Origin of the sequence: Mesorhizobium sp. M7A.F.Ca.US.011.01.1.1 (assembly GCF_003998295.1) — a bacterium.
Taxonomy (GTDB): domain Bacteria; phylum Pseudomonadota; class Alphaproteobacteria; order Rhizobiales; family Rhizobiaceae; genus Mesorhizobium.
On record NZ_RZRT01000002.1, the window covers coordinates 201535 to 223784 of the forward strand.

The 22250-nt window shown below is 63.2% G+C and carries 17 protein-coding genes; 11 read left to right on the forward strand and 6 right to left on the reverse strand.

Features of this window, described 5'->3' with window-relative positions; genetic code table 11:
- Window positions 1-76: 76 nt before the first annotated feature.
- From EOA13_RS03555 to EOA13_RS03570, 4 genes are all read right to left on the reverse strand, one after another.
- Window positions 77-1105 (reverse strand): zinc-dependent alcohol dehydrogenase family protein, encoded by a 1029-nt coding sequence (locus EOA13_RS03555; protein WP_164779976.1) that lies wholly within the window; start codon window positions 1103-1105, stop codon window positions 77-79.
- A gap of 18 nt (window positions 1106-1123) precedes the next feature.
- On the reverse strand, window positions 1124-2905 hold the full coding sequence (locus EOA13_RS03560; RefSeq protein ID WP_127290110.1) for a TRAP transporter large permease subunit: 1782 nt from the start codon (window positions 2903-2905) through the stop codon (window positions 1124-1126).
- Entirely contained in the window at window positions 2905-3489 is a 585-nt protein-coding gene (locus tag EOA13_RS03565) for a TRAP transporter small permease subunit (RefSeq protein ID WP_127289762.1), read from the reverse strand. Before EOA13_RS03565 ends, EOA13_RS03560 begins: the two co-directional genes overlap by 1 nt.
- A gap of 187 nt (window positions 3490-3676) precedes the next feature.
- A complete protein-coding gene (locus EOA13_RS03570; RefSeq protein WP_127289764.1) occupies window positions 3677-4582 on the reverse strand; it encodes a branched-chain amino acid ABC transporter permease in 906 nt (301 codons plus the stop codon).
- Window positions 4583-4730: 148 nt separating this feature from the next.
- Here EOA13_RS03570 and EOA13_RS03575 point away from each other — a divergent pair, with 148 nt between their 5' ends.
- From EOA13_RS03575 to EOA13_RS03625, 11 genes are all read left to right on the forward strand, one after another.
- Entirely contained in the window at window positions 4731-5342 is a 612-nt protein-coding gene (locus EOA13_RS03575) for a CGNR zinc finger domain-containing protein (RefSeq protein ID WP_127289766.1), read from the forward strand.
- On the forward strand, window positions 5335-5871 hold the full coding sequence (locus EOA13_RS03580) for a hypothetical protein (protein ID WP_127289768.1): 537 nt from the start codon (window positions 5335-5337) through the stop codon (window positions 5869-5871). Before EOA13_RS03575 ends, EOA13_RS03580 begins: the two co-directional genes overlap by 8 nt.
- Window positions 5872-6089: 218 nt before the next feature.
- On the forward strand, window positions 6090-9584 hold the full coding sequence (locus EOA13_RS03585; RefSeq protein ID WP_127289770.1) for an indolepyruvate ferredoxin oxidoreductase family protein: 3495 nt from the start codon (window positions 6090-6092) through the stop codon (window positions 9582-9584).
- Between the two features lie 144 nt (window positions 9585-9728).
- Window positions 9729-12041 carry an EAL domain-containing protein gene (locus EOA13_RS03590; protein ID WP_127289772.1) on the forward strand — a complete coding sequence of 771 codons (2313 nt, stop codon included), beginning with the start codon at window positions 9729-9731 and terminating at the stop codon, window positions 12039-12041.
- A gap of 149 nt (window positions 12042-12190) precedes the next feature.
- The gene (locus EOA13_RS03595; protein ID WP_127289774.1) at window positions 12191-12970 is read left to right on the forward strand and encodes a hypothetical protein; all 780 of its coding nucleotides are present in this window, start codon (window positions 12191-12193) and stop codon (window positions 12968-12970) included.
- A gap of 119 nt (window positions 12971-13089) precedes the next feature.
- Window positions 13090-13239 carry a DUF3096 domain-containing protein gene (locus EOA13_RS03600; RefSeq protein WP_013528205.1) on the forward strand — a complete coding sequence of 50 codons (150 nt, stop codon included), beginning with the start codon at window positions 13090-13092 and terminating at the stop codon, window positions 13237-13239.
- Between the two features lie 209 nt (window positions 13240-13448).
- Window positions 13449-13673, forward strand: a complete 225-nt coding sequence (locus tag EOA13_RS03605) for an aa3-type cytochrome c oxidase subunit IV (RefSeq protein ID WP_013528204.1) — start codon at window positions 13449-13451, stop codon at window positions 13671-13673.
- A gap of 85 nt (window positions 13674-13758) precedes the next feature.
- On the forward strand, window positions 13759-15039 hold the full coding sequence (locus EOA13_RS03610) for a Re/Si-specific NAD(P)(+) transhydrogenase subunit alpha (protein WP_127289776.1): 1281 nt from the start codon (window positions 13759-13761) through the stop codon (window positions 15037-15039).
- Complete coding sequence (locus EOA13_RS03615) at window positions 15036-15464, forward strand: NAD(P) transhydrogenase subunit alpha (protein ID WP_024501908.1); 429 nt, start codon at window positions 15036-15038, stop codon at window positions 15462-15464. Before EOA13_RS03610 ends, EOA13_RS03615 begins: the two co-directional genes overlap by 4 nt.
- Window positions 15465-15470: 6 nt before the next feature.
- Entirely contained in the window at window positions 15471-16868 is a 1398-nt protein-coding gene (locus EOA13_RS03620; protein ID WP_127289778.1) for an NAD(P)(+) transhydrogenase (Re/Si-specific) subunit beta, read from the forward strand.
- Window positions 16869-17001: 133 nt separating this feature from the next.
- Window positions 17002-18477, forward strand: coding sequence for a hypothetical protein (locus EOA13_RS03625; RefSeq protein WP_127289780.1), 1476 nt, complete (start codon window positions 17002-17004; stop codon window positions 18475-18477).
- 98 nt (window positions 18478-18575) lie between these two features.
- Here EOA13_RS03625 and EOA13_RS03630 read toward each other — a convergent pair whose 3' ends face one another.
- Window positions 18576-19493 carry a hypothetical protein gene (locus EOA13_RS03630; RefSeq protein ID WP_127289782.1) on the reverse strand — a complete coding sequence of 306 codons (918 nt, stop codon included), beginning with the start codon at window positions 19491-19493 and terminating at the stop codon, window positions 18576-18578.
- A 232-nt stretch (window positions 19494-19725) separates the two neighbouring features.
- The gene (gene gyrB, locus EOA13_RS03635) at window positions 19726-22197 is read right to left on the reverse strand and encodes a DNA topoisomerase (ATP-hydrolyzing) subunit B (protein ID WP_127273497.1); all 2472 of its coding nucleotides are present in this window, start codon (window positions 22195-22197) and stop codon (window positions 19726-19728) included.
- Window positions 22198-22250: the final 53 nt, after the last annotated feature.

Consider the following 22250-nt stretch of genomic DNA (forward strand, 5'->3'; position numbering starts at 1 on the left):
CCTCTCCCCCCTCCGGAGGGAGAGGAAAGGAGCCAAGGCCGGCAGTCAGGGGCGGCGCCAACGCCTGAAAGCCAGCTCAGCCCCGGCGCGGCACCACCAGCACCTTGACCTCGCCCGGCGCCGGTGGATTGGCGATCACTGCCGCCGCGTCTTCGAGCGCCACCTGCCTGGAGATCAGCCTGTCGATCTCGATCGCACCGGAAGCGATGAGTTCGGCGGCGCGGCGATGGGTGTAGGGGTTGAGGAAGGAACCGAGCACCTTCAGTTCCCGGAACAGCAGGTCGAACGGCTCGAATTCAGCTTTCACGCCTTGCGGCGTCACGCCGACGATGACGACCGTGCCGCCGGCGCGGGCCAGCCGCATCGACTGCTCGACGGTCTCTCGTACGCCCGCGCATTCGAACACCACGTCGGCTCCGCCTGGCACCGGACCGGCTGACCCGGCGATGGCTTCGATGACATCGGCAGCGGTCGGATCGACCGTCGCGGTGGCGCCGAAATCCGTGGCGAGCGCGCGCCGCGAGGCTTGCCTGGTCGACAGCACGATGGTCGTGGCTCCCGCCAATCTTGCCAGCTGCACGGTGAGCAGGCCGATCACGCCGCCGCCCAGCACGACCACCGAGCTGCCCGGTTTGATACCGGCAAGGTCCACGCCATGCAGACAACAGCCGAGCGGCTCGCAGAACGCACCGTGCATCGGGTCCAGGCCCGCAGGCAGGACAAACGCCTGCTTCTGCGGCAAGGCAAGATATTCGGCAAAACCGCCGTCGCGATGAATGCCGATGGCGCGCAGATTGCTGCAGAGGTTGACCCGTCCGGCATGACAATGCGCGCAACGCCCGCAGGCGATGTTGGGGTCGCCGGTGACGCGATCGCCGACGGCAAAGCCCGAGACGGATTTTCCGATCGCCTCGACGATGCCGGAGAATTCATGGCCGGGCGTCACCGGCGGCGTGCACGGAAATTCACCGTGAAACAGATGCCGGTCCGTGCCGCAGACACCGCAGGCTTCGATGCGCACCAGTAGCTCATCCGCACCGATGTCAGGCATGTCGACTTCGCGCAGCGTGATGCCGCCCACTGCTTCCAGCCGCACCGCTTTCATGGTTTTGACCATGCCGGTTCAGTTGAAGCTTGGCGGTTGCGACAGGTCAGGCTGTGGCGCTGCCGGCTTTGCCGGTGTGGGATCGCCGAAACTGGGCGGTTGCGAAAGGTCGGGAGCTGCCGGCGCCGTGCCGCCACCAGCGGGCGCCGCTCCATCCGCCGGCGGCGTGCCGAGCGGTGACAGGCCGGGCACCTCCGGCACCTTGTAATCGATGGTTCCCGGATCGACGGTCGTTCCCTTGTAGTGCATCACCATTTGCGGGAAGGCGATGGTCAACCCGATCATGATCACCTGGATGCAGACGAAGGGCACCGCGCCCCAATAGATCTGTCCGGTGGTCACCGGCGCGATTTGTTTGCCGGTGAGACGATCGAGATAGGGCACGCGCGCAGCCACCGAACGCAGGTAGAACAGCGCGAAGCCGAAGGGTGGGTGCATGAAGCTGGTCTGCATGTTGACGCCCAGAAGCACGCCGAACCAGATCAGGTCGATGCCGAGCTTGTCGGCGGCGGGCGCCAGCAGTGGTACGATGATGAACGCCAATTCGAAGAAGTCGAGGAAGAAGGCGAGGAAGAAGACGAGCATGTTGACGCCGATCAGGAAGCCGACCTCGCCGCCCGGCAGCGACGTCAAAAGGTGCTCGACCCAGATATGGCCGTTGACGCCGTAAAAGGTCAGTGAGAACACCCGTGCGCCGATCAGGATGAACAGCACGAAGGACGACAGCCTTGTCGTCGAGGCCAGTGCCTGCTTGACGACGTCAAGCGACAAGCGCCCCTTGGCCGCCGCCATGAACAAGGCGCCGACCGAGCCCATGGCGCCGCCTTCGGTCGGGGTGGCGATGCCCAGGAAGATGGTGCCCAGCACCAGGAAGATCAGCGCCAGTGGCGGGATCAGCACGATGATCACCTGCTGCGCGAGCCTGGACATCAGGTTGAAGTTCAGGCGTTTGTCGGCAATGGCCACGATGTAGATGAACAGCACTCCGGCCGTCGCGCCGAGAATGTCGGCATTGTCGCCATGCGCCGGCGCCAGATAACGATACGCCGCGTAGGAAACCGCTGATGTGACCAGCAAAGCCACCAGCAGCGACATCACGCCATGGCCGAGTGTACGAGCCTCGAGCGGCAGCGCCGGCATCGAGTTCGGCCGGATGATCGACATGATCAGGATGTAGGACATATAGAGGCCGGTGAGCACGAGGCCCGGGATCAACGCGCCCGCGTACATATCGCCGACCGAGCGGCCGAGCTGGTCGGCAAGCACGATCAGCACCAGCGACGGCGGGATGATCTGTGCAAGCGTGCCGGAGGCGGCGATGACACCGGATGCGAGCCGGCGGTCATAGCCATAGCGCAGCATGATCGGCAGCGAGATCAGGCCCATGGCGATGACGGAAGCCGCCACCACGCCGGTGGTCGCCGCCAAAAGCGCGCCGACGAAGATCACCGCATAGGCAAGGCCGCCGCGGATGGGCCCGAACAGCTGGCCGATCGTGTCGAGCAGGTCTTCGGCCATACCCGACCGCTCGAGCACGATGCCCATGAAGGTGAAGAACGGGATGGCCAGCAGCGTGTCGTTCGACATCACCCGGCTGCCATAGAAATTATCCGGCAATGCGTGCAGGAGCGGCCAGGCGAGGTTGATCGATCCTCCGGAATAGGGGGATAGCAGCACGCCGATGAAGAAGAACATCAAGCCGTTGGCGGCCAAGGAAAAAGCGACGGGGTAGCCGATCAGCAGGAAGATGATCAGCGAGGCGAACATGATCGGCGCCATGTTCTGCGCGATGAACTCCATCACGAGCGCACCTCGTCGGCCAGCGCCTTGGCTTCGAGTTCGGCCTGCTCATGCACCGATATGAAGGGGTTGGGATCGTCCATGTCTCCGCGCATGATGGCGATCTTCTTGATGATCTCGGAAATGCCCTGCAGCGCGAGCAGGAAAAAACCGATGAGCAGGATGGCCTTGGCCGGCCAGATGATCAGCCCGCCGGAATTGTTGGACATCTCGCCGCTGCGAAACGACAGCGACACATAGGGCACGAAATAGATCACCATCAGGGTCACGAACGGCATCAGGAAGAAGACATGCCCGAGCAGGTCGATCCAGTGCTGCACGCGACGTGGGAACAGGCCGTAGACGATGTCGATGCGGATATGTTCGTTCTGCTTCAGCGTATAGGCGGCCGCCAGCATGAAGGCGGCGCCGAACAGATACCATTGCAGCTCGAGCCAGGCGTTCGAGGAAATGTCGAACACCTTGCGGATAATGGCGTTGGCGGCGCTCACCAGGATCGCCAGCAGGATCAGCCACGATATCCATTTGCCGATGAATTCGTTGGCGCGATCAATAGTCCTGGATAGAGCGAGCAGCCCTGCCATGCATTCCTCCCTGTACCGGAGGCGTGCCGGCTTCCCCCTTTTTGTCCGTCACGCCGTGTGGTCCAACGGTATGCCGCGCGTGGACTGACGGGTCAACAAGGATAGAGGCAGCAAATATCATCGCATGGCAGACAGTGCCCAATAGCGGCGATCTGCCCTAGCGTCATGCAACCAAAGTCTGACGCTTTCAGGCGATTTTGCCGGTGTCGCGGCCGGCGCCGATCAGGATCAGCGTCGTGACCAGGAACAGATACATCCACGCGTCGCGCCACTCGACCGGGAAATAGCCGGCCCACAGCGATTCGGCCATGCCGAAGGCGGCCGCGCCGAGCGCCGCGCGCGGTGGCGAGAGATAGCCGCCGACCGCCGTCACGAACAGGATTTTCAGCCCGTAGACGAGGCCTGAGCCGAAGCTGACATTGCCGTAATAGAGCCCGGCCATCACACCGGCCAGCGCGGCGCAAAAGCCGCCGAACAGCACCGCGTGCCGGAACACCGCGCGCACGTCGACGCCGCACATCGCGGCTGCCTTTGGGTCGTCGGAGACGGCACGCCAGCGCCGGCCGAAGCTCGACCGGGCAAAAGCCCGGCTGGCCAGCACGATTGCCGTCAGCACCACCGCGCAGTCGATGAGCTGGATGAGCGTCAGCGTCGCCTTGAAGGTCGCGCCCTGCGCGAAAACGATAGGCTGCGCCAGCATCGGCGGGAGCCACAGATCATGCGTGTCGGCGGCGATGCGGCTCGCTTCGGACAGCAGCAGCAGGATGCCGAGCGTCGTCACCACGATCGCATTTGGCGTGCGGTCGGCCAAAGGTTCGAAGACACTGCGCGACAGCACGTGGCTGATCAGCGCGGCATAGAGGAACGCAGCGACGACGCCGAGCGCCACCGCCGCCAGCAGCGTCAGCCACAGCACCTGGTATCCGAAGGCCGTGGTCAGGATCATCGTCTGGCCGCAAAAGGCGAACAACGCGCCATAGGCGAGATTGGTGCGATGGAGGATGCCGTTGGTCAGCACATAGCCAAAGGCGAGCAGCGCATAAAGCGCGCCCGAATGCAGCCCGTTCAGCACCTGCTGGAAGAAATAGAGCATACAAAACCTCGAAGCACGTCGATCAAAAGTGCGAAGCGGTCTTGGCCAACGACATGCTCAAAAGGCTGCGGAGACCGCCGCATCCCGGAGTGAGGTTGCATCGCTGAATCTAACTTGTCAAATACGATTTATCGGTTAGATTTTTGGCATGACGGTATCCTGGACCCCGCACCGCTTCACCGGCGGCCTGCTTGCGCTCGACACGGCGAACACCGTCGTGCTGCGCGGCGATCCGGAGCGGACGTTCGACCGCTTCGACGACCCGGCCGAGATTGCCCGCTTCGCCGATGCGGCGAGCCGCTTTCGCGCCGCCGAACTTGGCGAAAGGCCGCTGGCGGTATCCTCGGCGGTGACGATCGCGCCCGTCGTGCTGTCGATCCGCGAGGCGACGGACCGGCTGTTTCGTGATGCGGCGTCGAAGGGCGCGGTTGCCACCACTGATCTGCCCGGATTCCTGAGAGCCTGCGGCGATGGCCTTGCCGGCAGCCGGACCGAGATCGGTGCGCCGGGGAGGCCGTTCGGTGATCCCCTGACGCCGATCGCCTTCGAGGCGGCACTGGCGGTTTCGGCGCTGTCGCTTCTGCGCGACGACACCGTCGCGAGGCTCAGGATCTGTCCCAGCTGCACCTGGCTGTTCGTCGACAGAAGCCGCAATTCCAGCCGCCTTTGGTGCGACATGGCGGTGTGTGGCAACAGGCAGAAGGCAAGCCGTCACTATCGTCGCCGTCGCATGGCGGAAAATGAGGTCAAGAATGCGTAGCGGCCTTTCCCATTCGATCCTTGTCGGCGCGGCACTCATCGCGGCCGTTGCGCTCGGCGCCTGCCGCGATACCGGCAATGACGAAGGGAAGCTGTTCGAGATTTCCGGCAAGATATTCGTCTTCAACTACCGCCTCGCAAGGGCGACTTATGTCGTGACGCTGCGGCCGCTGAAGCCGATGGGAGAGGGCCAGGTCGCGGTCGCCAGCTTCCAGGATCCCGCCGGCGGCGCGCCTCTGGTGGTCGAGCAGAAGGTCTGGCCGAAGCTCGACAAGGTGACGCTGGAGAGCCCGGCACTGACCTGCGTCGTCAAGAACAAGCCCTATGCGATTGCCATCAGCATCAAGGGCGCCGACGGCGCGGTCCTGCAGAAGATCGATACCACGCTGATGTCGACGGAAGACCAGTCGATCCTGCCCGACCGGCCGCTGGTCATCGATCAGCTCTACACCGCCAATCCCGATCTCGTCGGCCATCCCGACGGCAAGCTGCCGGGCGAACCGAAGCCGGATTGCTCGAAGGGCGGCTGACGCGTCGCGGCCATCCGGGCCGCAGCTGAAATTTTCGTGCGCCGGGCGATGTCCGCGGATCGTTTCATACCCTATTCAGGATGGCCGCGGACTGTTCGTTGCGCGTTGCCTGGCATCTGCGATTTTGTTTGACCTGCCTTGCAAGGGGAGAAAGGATGCGTCATCCGACCCCGACGTTGGCTGCCTGCCCCGCGTGGCCTCCGCAGAGGAAATGCCTGATGACGCTGCACGACGTCGCGCTCGACGACAAGTTCGATCTCGCAAAGGAGCGCATCTTCCTGTCCGGCGCGCAGGCGGTCATCCGCATGCTGCTGATGCAGCGCGAGCGCGATCGCCGCGCCGGCTTGAACACGGCCGGCTTCGTCTCCGGCTATCGCGGTTCGCCGCTCGGCGGCCTCGACATGCAGCTGTGGAAGGCGAAGAAACAGCTCGCCCAGGCTGACATCGTCTTCCAGCCGGGTCTCAACGAGGAGCTTGCCGCCACCGCTTGCTGGGGCGCGCAGCAGACGGAACTGCTGGGCGAGGGCACCCATGACGGTGTCTTTTCGGTCTGGTACGGCAAGGGGCCGGGCGTTGACCGCTCAGGCGACGTGTTCCGCCATGCCAATCTCGCCGGCTCGTCGAAGCATGGCGGCGTGCTCGCTCTGATGGGCGACGACCATATGGCCGAATCCTCGACCAACGCGCATGCTACCGAATTCCTGTTCGTCGACACCATGGTGCCGATCCTCAACCCGGCCGGCGTCCAGGAGATCATCGACTACGGGCTCTACGGCTTCGCCATGTCGCGCTTTGCCGGCACGTGGGCGGCGATCAAATGCGTCAAGGACAACATCGAATCGACCGCCTCGGTCGATGCCGCGCTCGAGCGGCTGAACATCGTCGTGCCCGAGTTCGACATGCCGCCTGGCGGTCTCAACATCCGTCACGAGATCGACATGCTCGGCCAGGAGGAGCGGCTGCATGAGCACAAGCGCGCCGCGGCCTCCGCCTTCATCCTTTCCAACGGGCTGAACCGCATCGTCTATTCGGGCGGCCGCAACCCGAAGATCGGCATCATCACGCTGGGCAAGAGCTATCTCGATGTCCGTCAGGCGCTGGAGGACATCGGCATCGACGAGGCGGCCGCCAACCGCATCGGCGTGCGGCTGTTCAAGGTCGGCTGCCCCTGGCCGCTCGACCTGCATCACATCGCCGATTTCGCCCGCGGCCTCGATACCATTGTCGTCGTCGAGGAGAAGCGCTCGCTGATCGAGGTGCAGTTGCGCGAAAGCCTTTATGGCACTGCCACCCAACCGGTCATTATCGGCAAGAAGGACGAGCGCGGCGACTGGCTGTTTCCGGCCAAGGGCGCGCTCGATCCCAACGAGATCGCCATCGCGCTTGGCGAGAGGATCGTCAGGACCATCGGCCCGTCCGAAGAGATTTCGGCGCGGGTGGCGAAGCTGCGCCAGTTCCAGGCAATGCTCGCCGACGCCACCGACATCGGCTCGCGCACGCCGTTCTTCTGTTCCGGTTGCCCGCACAATTCGTCCACCAAGGTGCCGGACGGCTCGATCGCCGCTGCCGGCATCGGTTGCCACTTCATGGCGCTGTGGATGGACCGCAACACCGTCGGCTTCACGGCCATGGGCGGCGAGGGCGCGCAATGGGTCGGCCAGGCGCCGTTCTCCAAGCGCGAGCACATCTTCCAGAATCTTGGCGACGGCACCTACAACCATTCCGGTACGCTGGCGATCCGCTTCGCGCTGTCGAGCGACGCCAACATCACCTACAAGATCCTCTACAACGACGCCGTCGCCATGACCGGCGGCCAGCCGCACGAAGGCGGCCTGACCGTCGACATGATCGCCAGGCAGGTGCGCGCCGAAGGCGTCGACCGCATCGCCATCGTCACCGATGAGCCCGGCAAATATGCCGGCAAGGCGGAATTCCCGGCCGGCGCCACCATCCATCACCGCGACGACCTCGATCTCGTCCAGCGCGAGCTGCGCGAGGTCAAGGGCGTTTCGGTGCTGCTCTACGACCAGACCTGCGCCGCCGAAAAGCGCCGCCGCCGCAAGCGCGGCACCTTCCCCGATCCCGACAAGCGGGTCTTCATCAACGAACTGGTCTGCGAAGGCTGCGGCGATTGCGGCGTGCAGTCGAACTGCGTCTCGATCCAGCCGGTCGAGACCGAATTCGGCCGCAAGCGCAAGATTGACCAGTCGAGCTGCAACAAGGATTTCTCCTGCGTCAACGGCTTCTGCCCATCCTTCGTCACTGTGCACGGCGCCAAGATCCGCAAGGCCGAGGGCCTGGCCGGCAAAGCCGATCCGCTGGAAGGCGTGCCTGTGCCGGCGCAATTCCCGCTTGGCGAGCAGGGCTGGGCGGCGATCATCGACGGCGTCGGCGGCACCGGCGTCGTCACCGTCGGTGCCGTGCTCGGCATGGCGGCCCATCTCGAGGACAAGGGCTGCGGCATGATCGACATGGCCGGCCTCGCCCAGAAGGGTGGCTCGGTGTTCACGCATGTCCGCATCGCCCGCACCCCGGACGACATCCATGCCATCCGCGTTTCGGCCGGCAAGGCCCATCTGGTGCTTGGCTGCGATCTCGTCGTGTCGGGCGCCAAGAAGGTGCTGACCGCTGTGCGCGAGGGCCACACCATCTTCGTCGCCAACACCGCCGAGATCATGCCCGGCGAATTCGCCCGCTCGGCCGATTTTTCGTTGCCGATAGAGCGGCTGAAAAAAGCGATCCGCGCGGCAGCGGGCGACGACAAGGCGCATTTCTTTGACGCCACCCGCACCGCCACGGCACTTTTCGGCAATTCGCTCGGCGCCAACATGTTCATGCTCGGCTTTGCCTTCCAGCATGGCGGCCTGCCATTGTCGGCCGAGGCGGTCGAGAAGGCGATCGAGCTCAATGGCGAAGCCGTGGCGATGAACGTCGCCGCTTTCCGCTGGGGACGTCGCGCTGCCCATCAGCCGGATTTCGTGCGCGGGCTCGTTGCCCAGCCGGGTCCGGCCGTGGCTGGAAAGGCCGACCAGGCCACGGACATCGCCGAGACACTGGACGACATCATCGCCCGCCGCGTCGCCTTCCTGACCGCCTATCAGAACGCCGCCTATGGCAGGCGTTATGCCGGAAAACTGGCCATTTTGCGCGCCGTCGAAGCGAAGGCCGTGCCTGGTTCGACCGCGGTGTCGCAGGCGGCCGCCAGGAACCTGTTCAAGCTGATGGCGATCAAGGACGAATACGAGGTGGCGCGTCTTTACACGGACGGCTCTTTCGTCGCCGAACTTGGAAAACAGTTCCAGAGCTATGAAAAGCTCGAATTCCACCTCGCTCCGCCGATCATGGGCCGTCGTGGCAATGACGGCAGCCCGAGGAAATCAAGCTTCGGCCCGTGGATGATGAAGGGCTTTCGGGTTCTGGCGGCGATGAAGGGCCTGCGCGGCACCGCCTTCGACCTGTTCGGCTACACCGCCGAACGGCGCATGGAGCGGCAGCTGCTGGCGCGGTACGAGGCGGATCTGGAGCTCATCGCCGAATCGCTGGCCCCGGCCAGGGTCGATGCGGCGGCTGCATTGGCTTCGGTGCCTGCCCTCATTCGCGGCTACGGCCACGTCCGTCGAGCCAGCGCCGACAAGGCTTCGAGCGAACGCCAAAGGCTGCTCGAACGCCTGTCGAGTACGCCGGCGCGGCCCGAACTTCAGGCCGCGGAATGATCGATACGCCTTGTTTACCTGAACGACAGTTTCCTTGCTTTCCGTTACGTCACCCGGCTTGACGGCAGGAGCGGCGGGGCCTCTCTAAATCTTTCTTAAGGCGGATGTGGCACTGCTTGGCTCCCCAGGGTTGGGATTCAGGCGTTGAATCTGATAAAGAAGAACGAGATCCCGGTCGACGTCTACATTCCGTTCGTGGAAACCTTGTTTCGCGACGGGTTGACGCTTTCGATAGGATTCTTTGCCCAAACCCTGCTGGTCGTGCTGGTTTACTGGAAAACCATGGATCCGGCCTATCTCGCGGTCACCCTCGGACTGCTGGCCGTCGCCTTCCTTCGTCTTCGCAACATCAGGAAATATCGTCACGCTCCTTCGCCTCAAAATTGGGAAGAGGCGCGTCGCCGCGAGAACGACTACATACTGTACGGCTCGATGCATGGCTTCATGCTTGGTGCTTTTTGCTTTGTCGGCATCTACCTTGCCTATGACCCGTTCGCGGAAATAGCTGCCGTCTGCGTGACGCTTGCCTCCGCCACGTCTATTGCTGGCCGCAACTATGGTTCGCCCAGGATGGTCGTGATCTTCATTATGACCATGACTTGGCCGATCTCGCTGGGCTTCATCCTGCGGGGCGATCCCTATCACTTCATTCTCGGCCTGCTTTCGGCGCCATTTCTTTTTGCCATCAAGCGCTTCGCCGATCTGGTCCGCGAGGTGCTTTTCGCCGCCCTGTCCGAGGAAAAGAAGGCCAACCGCATCGCTCAGCGCTTCAACCGGGCGCTCAACACCATGTCGCATGGCCTTGTCATGCTCGGCCCGGACGGCCGCGTCGCGGTGGCCAATGCCGAAGCCGCGCATCTGATGTCGCTCAAATCGCCCGACGCGCTGCTCGGCCGGTCGATCCATGGTCTGTTGATGCGCGGTGTCGCCGGCGGCATGCTGGCGCCCAAGGATTGCCGCTACATCGAGGCCCAACTGACGCGTGCCCTGCGTGAGGGCCGCGACCGCAAGGTGCTGGTTTCCCTCGCCAACGGCCAGCATTACGAGTTCTCGGCTCGCGAAGGCAGCCAGGAACTGGGCGTCATCACCTTCGAGGACGTCACCGCCCGTGTCGAGGCGGAAGACAAGATCCGCTTCATGGCACGTTACGACAACCTCACCGGCCTGCCCAACCGCGCCTATTTCCATGAACTGGTCGGCGAGGCCATGGTATCCGGCGATCGCGATCGTCTCTGCGGCCTTGCGGTGCTCGACCTCGACGATTTCAAGAGCGTCAACGACACGCTTGGCCATCCGATCGGCGATGGCTTGATCTATGCCGTTGCCGAGCGGCTTGCCGCCATTGCCAGGCAAGATATCACCGTCAGCCGTTTCGGTGGCGACGAGTTCATGATCTTCTTCGACCGCGTCGAGGATGAGAGCCATCTGACCAGCCAACTCGACGAGATTTTCGCCGGCCTGCAAGGGGAAGTCGACGTCGCCGGTCACGGGCTGCGCATTCAGGCCAGCGGCGGCGCGGTGCTGTCACGGGTCAAGGATACCGATGTCGACGCCATGATCGTCAAGGCGGACCTGGCGCTCTACAAGGCCAAGGAGCTCGGCAAGAACAGCTGGCGGCTGTTCGAAGCCTCGATGGATGCCGCCTTCCGCAACCGTCAGCTGATGAAGGCGGACCTGCGTACAGCCGTGGAAAGCAAGGGCTTGAGGGTGGTCTATCAGCCGATCGTGGCGATGAGCACCATGCGTATCGCCAGCTGCGAGGCGTTGTGCCGGTGGGATCACCCCGATCTCGGGCCGATCTCGCCCAGCATCTTCATTCCTTTGGCCGAGGAAATGGGCATCATTTCCGAGATCAGCACCTTCGTGCTGCAGGCAGCCTGCGCCGAATGCGCCAAATGGCCGGACCAGACCAGCGTCTCGGTCAATCTCTCGGCCAAGGATTTCCGCAACCGCGACGTCATCCAGAAGGTTCGCGATGCGTTGGCCGGCTCCGGCCTCGCCGCCTCCCGGCTCGAGATCGAGGTCACCGAAACGGCGCTGCTCGACGACAAGTCGCTGACGCGCCAGTATATCGAGGAGCTGAAGCAGATCGGCGTGCACATCGCGCTCGACGATTTCGGCACCGGCTATTCGAGCCTGAGCTACCTGCACAAACTGCCGCTCGACAAGATCAAGATCGACCGCTCGTTCCTGATGGACGTCACCCAGAACCCCCGTTCGCTCGAGCTGCTCAAGGGTATCGTCAACCTATCGCGGCCGCTGGGGCTTTCGGTGACCGTCGAGGGTGTAGAGACCTTCGAGCAGCTCAAGATACTGGCGCTGCAGGTCAAGCCCGATCTCGTCCAGGGGTTCCTGTTCGGTTCGGCGCTCAGCGCTTCCGGCATCGAGACCATGTCGAACACGGTATGGCCCTTCGCCAAGGACATCAATATAGCCAAGAGAGCCGCACGTCGCTGACCGGTGCCGGAAGAGCGTCGCCTTTTCATAAAAATTTACGGACCGTTAACGTTAATGATCGGTAAACGACGTGCGCTCCATTTTCATCTTTTACATCTCAGGGTCCCGTCGTAGGTTGAACTGCGGCGGAAACTTACGAGGGTTTGAGTATGGATGTGCAGTTGGAAGCGCTTGGCCATGTGGCGGGCGGGGGTGAAGAAAATTTGCCCGACAGCATGTCGAGTTTCGCCCGCAATGTTTCAGCGATGCTTGAGCGGACGGAATATCGCCGCTGCGACAAGGGCGAGGATCTCGAAGACATCTATAGGTTACGCTACAAATCCTATATCTTGAATGATATGGTTCCAGAAAACCCGGAACATATTGTGCATGACGAGCTCGACGAAGCTGAAAATTGTTCCAAGTTCGGCGTCTATATTGACGGAATCCTGGTCTCCACGGTGCGCATTCATCATGCCTGCCGGGCCACGCCGCAATCGCCGTCTACAACTGTCTACGGCGACATCCTGCGCCCGATGCTGGCTGCCGGGGCGCACTTTGCGGATCCAAGCCGCTTTGCCGCCGACCCAGACTGGTCGAAGGTCTATCCGCAGATCCCCTACCTGACGCTGCGCCTTGCCGGAATGGCCTGTTTTTACTTCGACGCACCGTACTGTCTCTCGACTATCCGGCCCGAACATGCGGGTTTCTACCGTCGTATCTACAGTTCTGAGCAGATCGGTGAGCTGCGCGACTATCCGGGCCTGAACTACAAGGTCGTGCTCTATCGCGCCAATGTCGCTGCCATTCGCGAGCGGTCGTTCTCACGCTTCCCATTCTTCCGATCCACATCTCTGGAGCAGCGTATGCTGTTCGAGACACCTGGTGCTGGAGAATTGGCGCCGCTGACCATCCTGCCGACTGCCAAATATTTTCGCGAAGCCGCCTGAGATTAGGCGTTTCGCAGAACCACTGGAGCTTTCCGGTCGGATACGCGTTCTGATGGCTCGGCGCGTTGTCGTCCTCGCTATTGGTCGCCGAATCCACGGATATGCCAAAGGAACCCGTCATGACCATTTCCACACTTGCGCTCACCCCGCTCATCTCGCTGATCGCCGGCGTGCTGATCCTGGTCATGCCAAGGCTGTTGAACTACATCGTCGCGCTCTATCTGATCGTCGTCGGGTTGCTCGGGCTATTTCCGCATCTAGCCGGCTGAGGCGCCGGCTTAGGCCACGCAAGCGTCCGCCTTCGGAGCATCTTTCCGCATCAAGCGCCGGAATCCAGCGATCGGACTCCGTCGCGCGTCGGCAGCCGGCTTCAACCTTTCTTTGAGGCAGTTGTCGGTAGTTGTGCGGCAATAGCGCCATTGCTCTCGGCCCGGCTTTTCGCTATGTGCCTGAAAGATGTCTTCGAAGGGGTATTCCTATGGCTGATCACTCGCCGACCGGTCCTGTCGAACTGGGCGCGAAGATGGACTATGCCGAGCATGACCGCACCTATGCGGGCTTCCTCGCGCTGGCCAAGTACGGCTCGCTGTTTTGCGGCGCCCTGCTCCTGGCGATGGCCTTCGGCTTCTTCGCGGGCGGCTTCTTCTCGGCGACCATTCTGTTCGTGCTGATTCTGGCTGTCGGCGCCTTTATCCTCCGATAGATTTTTCCGACACCTTGTCCATGGCGCCGCCGCGAGGCCGGCCGGCGTCTTGCGGGAAATAGCTTCCGGCCGAAAGGATCATGCGGTGGGACAGACGGTTTTCATCCCTCGTGAGCTCGATGCCAACGAGCCGCGCGTCGCGGCCTCGCCCGACACGGTGAAACGGCTGGCGGCGCTGGGCTTCGACGTCGTCGTCGAGACCGGCGCCGGCACGAGGTCCCGCATCCCCGACGAGGAATTCGCCAAGGCCGGCGCTGCCATCGGCAAGGTTTCCGATGTCGCCAAAGCCGATGTCGTGCTGAAGGTGCGTCGGCCCGGCGATGTCGAGCTGAAGAGCTACAAGCGCGGCGCGGCCGTGATCGCCATCATGGATCCCTATGGCAACGATGCCGCTGTGGCAGCCCTGGCCAAGGCTGGCGTCACCGCTTTCTCGATGGAATTCATGCCGCGCATCACCCGGGCGCAGTCGATGGACGTCCTGTCCAGCCAGGCCAATTTGGCCGGCTATCAGGCGGTGATCGACGGGGCTTCGGAATATGATCGCGCGCTGCCGATGATGATGACGGCGGCGGGCACGGTGCCGGCAGCAAAGGTCTTCATCATGGGCGTCGGCGTTGCCGGCCTGCAGGCGATCGCCACCGCGCGCCGGCTTGGTGCGGTCGTCACCGCCACCGACGTTCGCCCCGCCGCCAAGGAACAGGTCGCCTCGCTCGGCGCCAAGTTCCTCGCGGTCGAGGACGAGGAATTCAAGGCTGCGGAAACGGCCGGCGGCTACGCCAAGGAAATGTCGAAGGAATATCAGGCCAAGCAGGCGGCACTCACATCAGAGCACATCGCCAAGCAGGACATCGTCATCACCACGGCGCTGATCCCCGGCCGGCCGGCGCCCAAACTGGTATCGGCTGACATGGTCGCCTCGATGAAGCCGGGCTCGGTGCTCGTCGATCTGGCGGTCGAGCGCGGCGGTAACGTCGAAGGCGCCGTGCCGGGCCAAGTGGTGACAACGGCCAATGGGGTAAAAATCGTCGGCCATCTCAATGTGCCCGGCCGCATCGCGGCGTCAGCATCGCTGCTTTACGCCAGAAACCTGTTTGCCTTTCTCGAAACGCTGGTCGACAAGACGACCAAGACGCTTGCCATCAATCGCGACGACGATCTGGTCAAGGCGACGATGCTGACCGATGGCGGCAAGATCGTGCATCCGGCTTTCGTGAAAGCCGATCAGCAGCCGCCAAAGGGCCACTATGTCGAGCCGGCCGCAATCCCGGCCAAGACCATGGTCGCCGACGCTTCGCCCAAGAAAGCCGCGCCCAAGAAGGCGGCCGCACCCAAGTCGCCCTCGTCGAAGCCGAAAGGGATCGCGTGATGGATCAGACCCTGCAGAAAGCCCTCGACCAGCTCGACCAGGCCTCCGCCGCGGTCCGGCTGGCAGTGCACAATCTGGCGACCGCGCCCGGCGGCACTGACGCGGCCGGCGATGCCGCGCATGCGCTCTCCGGCGGCGCCATCGATCCCTTCGTCTTCCGCTTTGCCATCTTCGTCCTGGCGATCTTCGTCGGCTACTATGTCGTCTGGTCGGTGACCCCCGCACTGCATACGCCGCTGATGGCCGTCACCAATGCCATCTCCTCGGTCATCGTCGTCGGCGCGCTGCTTGCCGTCGGCATCGCCGCCTCCGGCATTGCCGCGGGCTTCGGCTTCGTCGCGCTGATGCTGGTTTCGGTCAACATTTTCGGCGGCTTCCTCGTCACCCAGCGCATGCTGGCCATGTACAAGAAGAAGGACAAGTAGAGCGCCATGAACGCCAACTTCGCGTCCTTCCTCTACCTTGTCTCCGGCGTCCTGTTCATCATGGCGCTGCGCGGTCTGTCGCATCCGACCACCAGCCGGCAGGGCAATCTCTACGGCATGATCGGCATGGGCATTGCCATCGCCACCACGCTGGCGCTGGCAACTCCCTCGGCCGGCCGCTTCGGCCTGATCGTGCTCGGCTTGGCCATTGGCGGCGGCGTCGGCGCCGTCACCGCGCGGCGCATCGCCATGACCTCGATGCCGCAACTGGTCGCCGCCTTCCACTCGCTGGTCGGCCTCGCCGCCGTCATGGTGGCGGCCGCCGCCATCTATGCGCCGGAAAGCTTCGGCATCGGCACGGATGGCGACATCCACGCCCAGGCGCTGATCGAGATGAGCCTTGGCGTCGCCATCGGCGCCATCACCTTCACCGGCTCGGTCATCGCCTTCCTCAAGCTCGATGGTCGCATGTCCGGCAAGCCGATCATGATCGGCGGACGCCACTTCATCAACGCGGCACTTGCCATCGCGCTCATCGTCTTGATCGTGCTGCTGGTCACCACCGAGTCCAAGCTGGTCTTCTGGCTGATCGTCGCGGCCTCGCTGGTGCTCGGCATTCTGCTGATCATCCCGATCGGCGGCGCCGACATGCCGGTCGTCGTCTCGATGCTGAATTCCTATTCAGGTTGGGCGGCCGCTGCACTCGGCTTCACGCTCGGCAATCTGGCGCTGATCATCACCGGCGCGCTGGTCGGCTCGTCCGGTGCGATCCTGTCCTACATCATGTGCAAGGGCATGAACCGAAGCTTTATCTCGGTCATTCTCGGCGGCTTCGGCGGCGAGACGGCGGCAGTCGCCGACGACGGCATCGAGCGCACGGTCAAGCAAGGCTCGGCCGACGATGCCGCCTATCTGATGATGAACGCCCAGAAGGTCATCATCGTACCCGGCTACGGCATGGCGGTCGCCCAGGCGCAGCACGCGTTGCGCGAAATGGCCGACAAGCTCAAGGCCAATGGCGTCGACGTCAAATACGCGATCCACCCGGTGGCCGGCCGCATGCCCGGCCACATGAACGTGCTGCTCGCCGAAGCCAATGTGCCCTATGACGAAGTGTTCGAGCTCGAGGACATCAACTCGGAGTTCGCGCAAGCCGATGTCGCCTATGTCATCGGCGCCAACGACGTCACCAACCCGTCCGCGCGCGACGACAAGTCCTCACCTATCTACGGCATGCCGATCCTCGATGTCGACAAGGCCCGCACCTGCCTGTTCGTCAAGCGCTCGCTCGGTTCGGGATACGCCGGCATCGACAACACGCTGTTCTACAAGGACGGCACCATGATGCTGCTCGGAGACGCCAAGAAGATGACCGAAGAGATCGTCAAAGCCATGGATCACTGATCAGGAATCAGCACCGAGACACGCCAAGGAACGCCCGGCTCGCGACAGGCTTTTTCTTGGCTTGACGGCGATTTCCAGGTTACGATGACGAAATCCCGTCTCGCTGGCGGGATTGTCGTCAACGGAGACGTTGGTGCCCGACCCCATCGCATCGCCGGCTACCGGAAAACCGCCGCGCAAGCCTGGCCAGGCGGTGGTGATCGTGCATGGCATGGGCGAACAGCGGCCGATGGATACGCTGCGCGGCTTTGTCCAGGCTGTCTGGAGCCACGACCCCAGTCGCGCGCCGTTTTATGCCCATGTCGCCGATCCGGCCGACCCTGCCGGCGCGAAGATCAACCAGAGCTGGATCACTCCCGACAGCCGGACCAATTCGTACGAGCTTCGCCGCATCACCACGCCCTACGATGTCGATGGGCGCCGCACCGATTTCTACGAGCTTTACTGGGCCGACATCACGCAGGGCACGACGCGGGGCCGGCTTGCCGCCTGGGTGACAAACCTGCTGTGGCGCAAGCCCGCCGACATACCGCCCGACGCCCGAAAGCTCTATCTGGTCACGCTTCTGGCCGTCATCATCGTTCTGGTCGCGGCTCTCGCGCTTGCGACGTCGGTTTGGCAGCAGCAAATTTCGTGGACCGTCGGCGCGCTCGTCACCATCCTGGCCTCGTTCGTCATCTGGTCAGTGGATCGTTTTGGCCTTCCCTATTTCGGCGATGTAGCGGCCTATGTGCGCGCTGAAGCTGCAACCGTCGAGAAGCGGGCTCTGATCCGCAGCCGTGGTCTGAAGCTGCTGAAGCGTCTGATGATGGACGATACCTACGATCGCATCGTGCTGGTCTCACACAGCCTCGGGTCGATGATCGCCTATGACCTGCTGCAGATCTTGTGGGCCGATTTCAGGCCCCGAAAACTGGAGGCCATCCGCGACAAGGCGAAACTGAAGGCGATCCACGCCATCGACAAGGCGACGCTCGTCGCCGACGGCTCGGCATGGCCCGGCAGCCTGGACGATCTTGCCGGCTTCAGGCGCCATCAGTGGGAGCTCTATCGCCAACTGCGCACCAAGGACGACAACCATCGGCCTTGGAAGATCAGCGATTTCGTCACGCTTGGCAGCCCGCTGACCCACAGCGAATTTCTGGTGACGCACAATCTCGCCGAATTCAGACGCGGCATCGCCGAGCGTCTGTTCTCGGCATGTCCGCCGGTCGCCGAGGGAGCGGCGGCCGGTGGCACATTGCTTTATCAGGAAGGGCGCAACCGTTCTTCGGGCAAGCCGCAGCGCGCGGTGCATCATGGCGCGGTGTTTGCTGCGACGCGCTGGACCAATATCTTCGACCGCGGCAACGGTTGGCTGACGGGGGATCCGATCTCCGGGCCGATGGCGGAGAATTTCGGCCCGGGCGTGGAGAACATCCAGGTCGAGCTACGCGGTTGCCTCGGCCGTGTCTTCACCCACACGCTGTACTGGTCGTTGACGGCGACCGGTGTCGAGGTCGGCGATCGGCCGCGCTCGCATCTTGCCGTGCTGCGCGACGCGGTCGACCTCGGTCGCAAACTGGAGCCGAGCCAAGCCGAAGCACCGACGATTCCTCCCCGAAAATAGGAACGGATTTCAGCGAACGGGGTCGAGGCAACGCTGTGCGACAATTTCAAAGCAAAGCCACTCCGGGCGGGCCGGAGTGGCTTTGTTGCAAGTGCAGTTCAGCGGTTGGCGATAAAAACCGCTTCTTCATCGTCACGCTGCCTGCCTCCGAGGGCCGCGGCGGCACTGGCGATAAAGGCGCCGATGGCCAGCGAGAGCGCACCAAGCAGGGCAAACGTCGCACTGGCCTTCCTGGCGGTGTCGGCGGCCTGCTGCGCCTTGACCTTGGCGTCCTGAGCCTTGGCAAGGACGGCATCCACCCGGTTCCTGGCGTCTGCTTCCGAGAGCCCTGTGCGGACGGCGACCAGCTGCGACAGATACGTTTTGTCGTCCGCGGAAACCTCGCCTGCCGCTGCACCGGCGATCAGGATGCGCGAAGCCTGACCGACCGCAGCCGCATCGCTGTCCGGATTGGCGGCAGCCAGCCTGCCCGGATCGGCCGGACGGAACAGCGAATCCACCAGGTAGGAGGTCGCATTGTCGGCCGATGTGCTGCCGGCATTGGCCGAAGCCCCCGCCGATGCGCCCATGGCAGCGCCAGACGCCACGGTGGACACCGCCTGCACGCCTGAACCGATCGCTGCGGAAAGCGCGGAGCCAAGCACGCCGACGACGAGCAACGTGGCCAGCGCCCAGGCAAGAAAGCCGTGGGCGGTGTCCCGGAAATAGACTTCATCGGTGTGGATGCCGACCCATTTGGTGCGCAGGCGTCCGGCAAGATAGCCGCCGACGCCGGAGGACAGCCATTGCACGATGACAAGCCAGATCGCGGTGGACGCCGCGAAAGTGGTGACAGATGCGCCCGATCCCGACCATGGCGACACCATGGTCAATCCCAGCCCCGAACCGAGCAGCATGAGGATGAGGGTCAATGTCGAGGCCGCGAAGGCTCCGGCGATGATCGGTCCCCAGCTGACGGCGGTGGAGGAGGACTCGGTTGAGGCGGAAACATCGACCGCCGACAGGGTGGACTGCATGGAAGCCCCCTATCGTACGAACAGCATGATCAGAATGATGATCGGAATCGGAATGCCGAGCAACCAGAGCAAAATGCCACGTCCCATGGAGGCCTCCTGTTAGAATATTGTGAATCGATGTTGTCACAATGTTCCAAGGGAACTTCCGTTCCGGCGCGTTGTAAAATGATTTTCTTGCCGCCAGCGGAACATTGGCGCGCCGCAGCGCGCCAATTCGGATTTAATGTCCAGATCAGATATCCAGATTGGCGACCGACAGCGCGTTGTCCTGGATGAACTCGCGCCTGGGTTCGACCTCATCGCCCATCAGCCGCGAAAACAGCGAATCCGCATCGGTCGCGTCATTGACCTTGACCTGCAGCAGCGAGCGCACGTTCGGATCGAGCGTGGTTTCCCACAGCTGTTCGGCGTTCATCTCGCCGAGACCCTTGTAACGCTGCATCGTCAGGCCCTTGCGGCCGGTCGCAAAGACCGCGTTGAGCATCGCCAGCGGCCCCGAGATGGTTTCGGAGACATCCTTGCGGCGCAGCACCGGCGGCGACCCGTAGACCTCGCTGAGGCGCTGTGCGTAGCGGTCGAGCTGGCGTGCGTCGGCCGAATTGATCAGGGCCAGGTCGAGATGCGCGTATTCCTTGACGCTGCGCACCGTGCGCTCGAACACATAGCCGCCGACGCCTTCATTCGAGGTCGACATGCGGCCGGTCCAGCCGCGCTCGGTGTCCTCGGCGATGATGTCGAGGCGTTTTGCAATCCGCTCCGCCATGTCGTTGGCGCGGCCGAGATCGGTGAACACGTCCGGGTTGAGCCCGCCGGCGATCGCCGCCTGCTCGACGACGCCTCTGTTGTAGCGCGTGTGCAGGCCGTTGATCAGCTGGCGCACCGCCAGCGCGTCGTCGATGGCTCCGCGCAGGTCCTGTCCGATGCGAACCTCGCCCGAGCCGAGGGTAAGCGATGCTTCTTCCAGTCCCGAGCCGATCAGGAACTCCTCGAACGCGCTCTCGTCCTTGATGTATTGCGAGCTCTTGCCGCGCGTCACCTTGTAGAGCGGCGGCTGGGCGATGTAGAGATGGCCGCGCTCGATCAGCTCCGGCATCTGCCGGAAGAAGAAGGTCAGCAGCAAGGTTCTGATATGGGCGCCGTCGACGTCGGCGTCGGTCATCAGGATGATCTTGTGGTAGCGCAGCTTGTCGGCGTTGAACTCGTCCTTGCCGATCGAGGTTCCGAGCGCCGTGATCAACGTGCCGATCATGTCGGAGCCGAGCATGCGGTCGAAGCGCGCCCGCTCGACATTGAGGATCTTGCCGCGCAACGGCAGGATCGCCTGGTTCTGGCGCGAACGCCCACCCTTGGCCGAGCCGCCGGCGGAGTCACCCTCGACGATGAAGATTTCGGACTTCGCCGGGTCGCGTTCCTGGCAGTCGGCCAATTTGCCGGGCAGGGAAGTGACGCCGAGCGAGCTCTTGCGGGTGATATCGCGCGCCTTGCGCGCCGCTTCACGCGCCGCCGCGGCCTGGATCACCTTGTCGACGACCACCTTGCCTTCGCTCGGATGTTCTTCAAGCCAGGTGCCGAGCGCTTCGTTGACCAGGCCTTCGACGACAGGACGGACTTCCGACGAGACCAGCTTGTCCTTGGTCTGCGAGGAGAATTTCGGATCTGGAACCTTGACTGAAAGCACCGCCGTCAGGCCTTCCCGGCAATCGTCGCCGATCAGCGAGACCTTTTCCTTCTTGGTCAGCCCAGAGGATTCGCCATAGCCGGTGATCTGGCGCGTCAGCGCGCCGCGAAAGCCGGCCAGATGCGTGCCGCCATCGCGCTGCGGGATGTTGTTGGTGAAGGCCAGCACGTTCTCGTGGTAGCTGTCGTTCCACCACATCGCCACTTCGACGGTGATCCCGTCGCGCTCCGCCCGGATGGCGATCGGCTTGTCGATCAACGGTTTCTTGACCCGATCGAGATATTTGACGAATTCTTCGAGGCCTCCGTCATAGTGCAGTTCATGGCGCACGACATCGGCGTGGCGGGCATCGGTCAAAATGATGCGCACGCCGGAATTGAGGAAGGCAAGCTCGCGCAGCCGGTGTTCCAGCGTGCCGAAGTCGAACTCGACCATGGTGAAGGTCTCGGCCGACGGGAAGAAGGTGATCTGGCTGCCGCTGCGGCCCTCATAGGTGCCCGGCTGCTTGTCCTGCTCATAGCTGCCGGTGGCCTTCAGCGGCGCGTCGGCATTGCCATGCGTGAAACTCATCTCGAAGATCTGGCCGTTGCGGCGGATTTTCAGCTTCAGCCACGCCGACAGCGCGTTGACCACCGAGACGCCGACGCCATGCAGGCCGCCCGAGACCTTGTAGGAATTCTGGTCGAACTTGCCGCCGGCATGCAGCTGCGTCATGATCACTTCGGCCGCCGAAATGCCTTCTCCGGTGTGGATATCGGTCGGAATTCCGCGGCCATTGTCGATCACGGTGACCGAACCATCGGGGTTGAGCGTCACGGTGACGAGATCGGCGTGACCGGCCAGCGCCTCGTCGATGGCGTTGTCGACCACTTCATAGACCATGTGATGCAGGCCCGAACCGTCGTCGGTATCGCCGATATACATTCCGGGGCGTTTGCGGACAGCATCCAACCCCTTCAAAACCTTGATGGAATCGGCGCCGTATTCGGCTTCAGCGCCGTTGTTGTTGTCGATCTGATCGCTCATGAAAACCTGTTGTCTGGATGCCGCTTGCACGGCGCGAAAAACCCGCTCCGAAT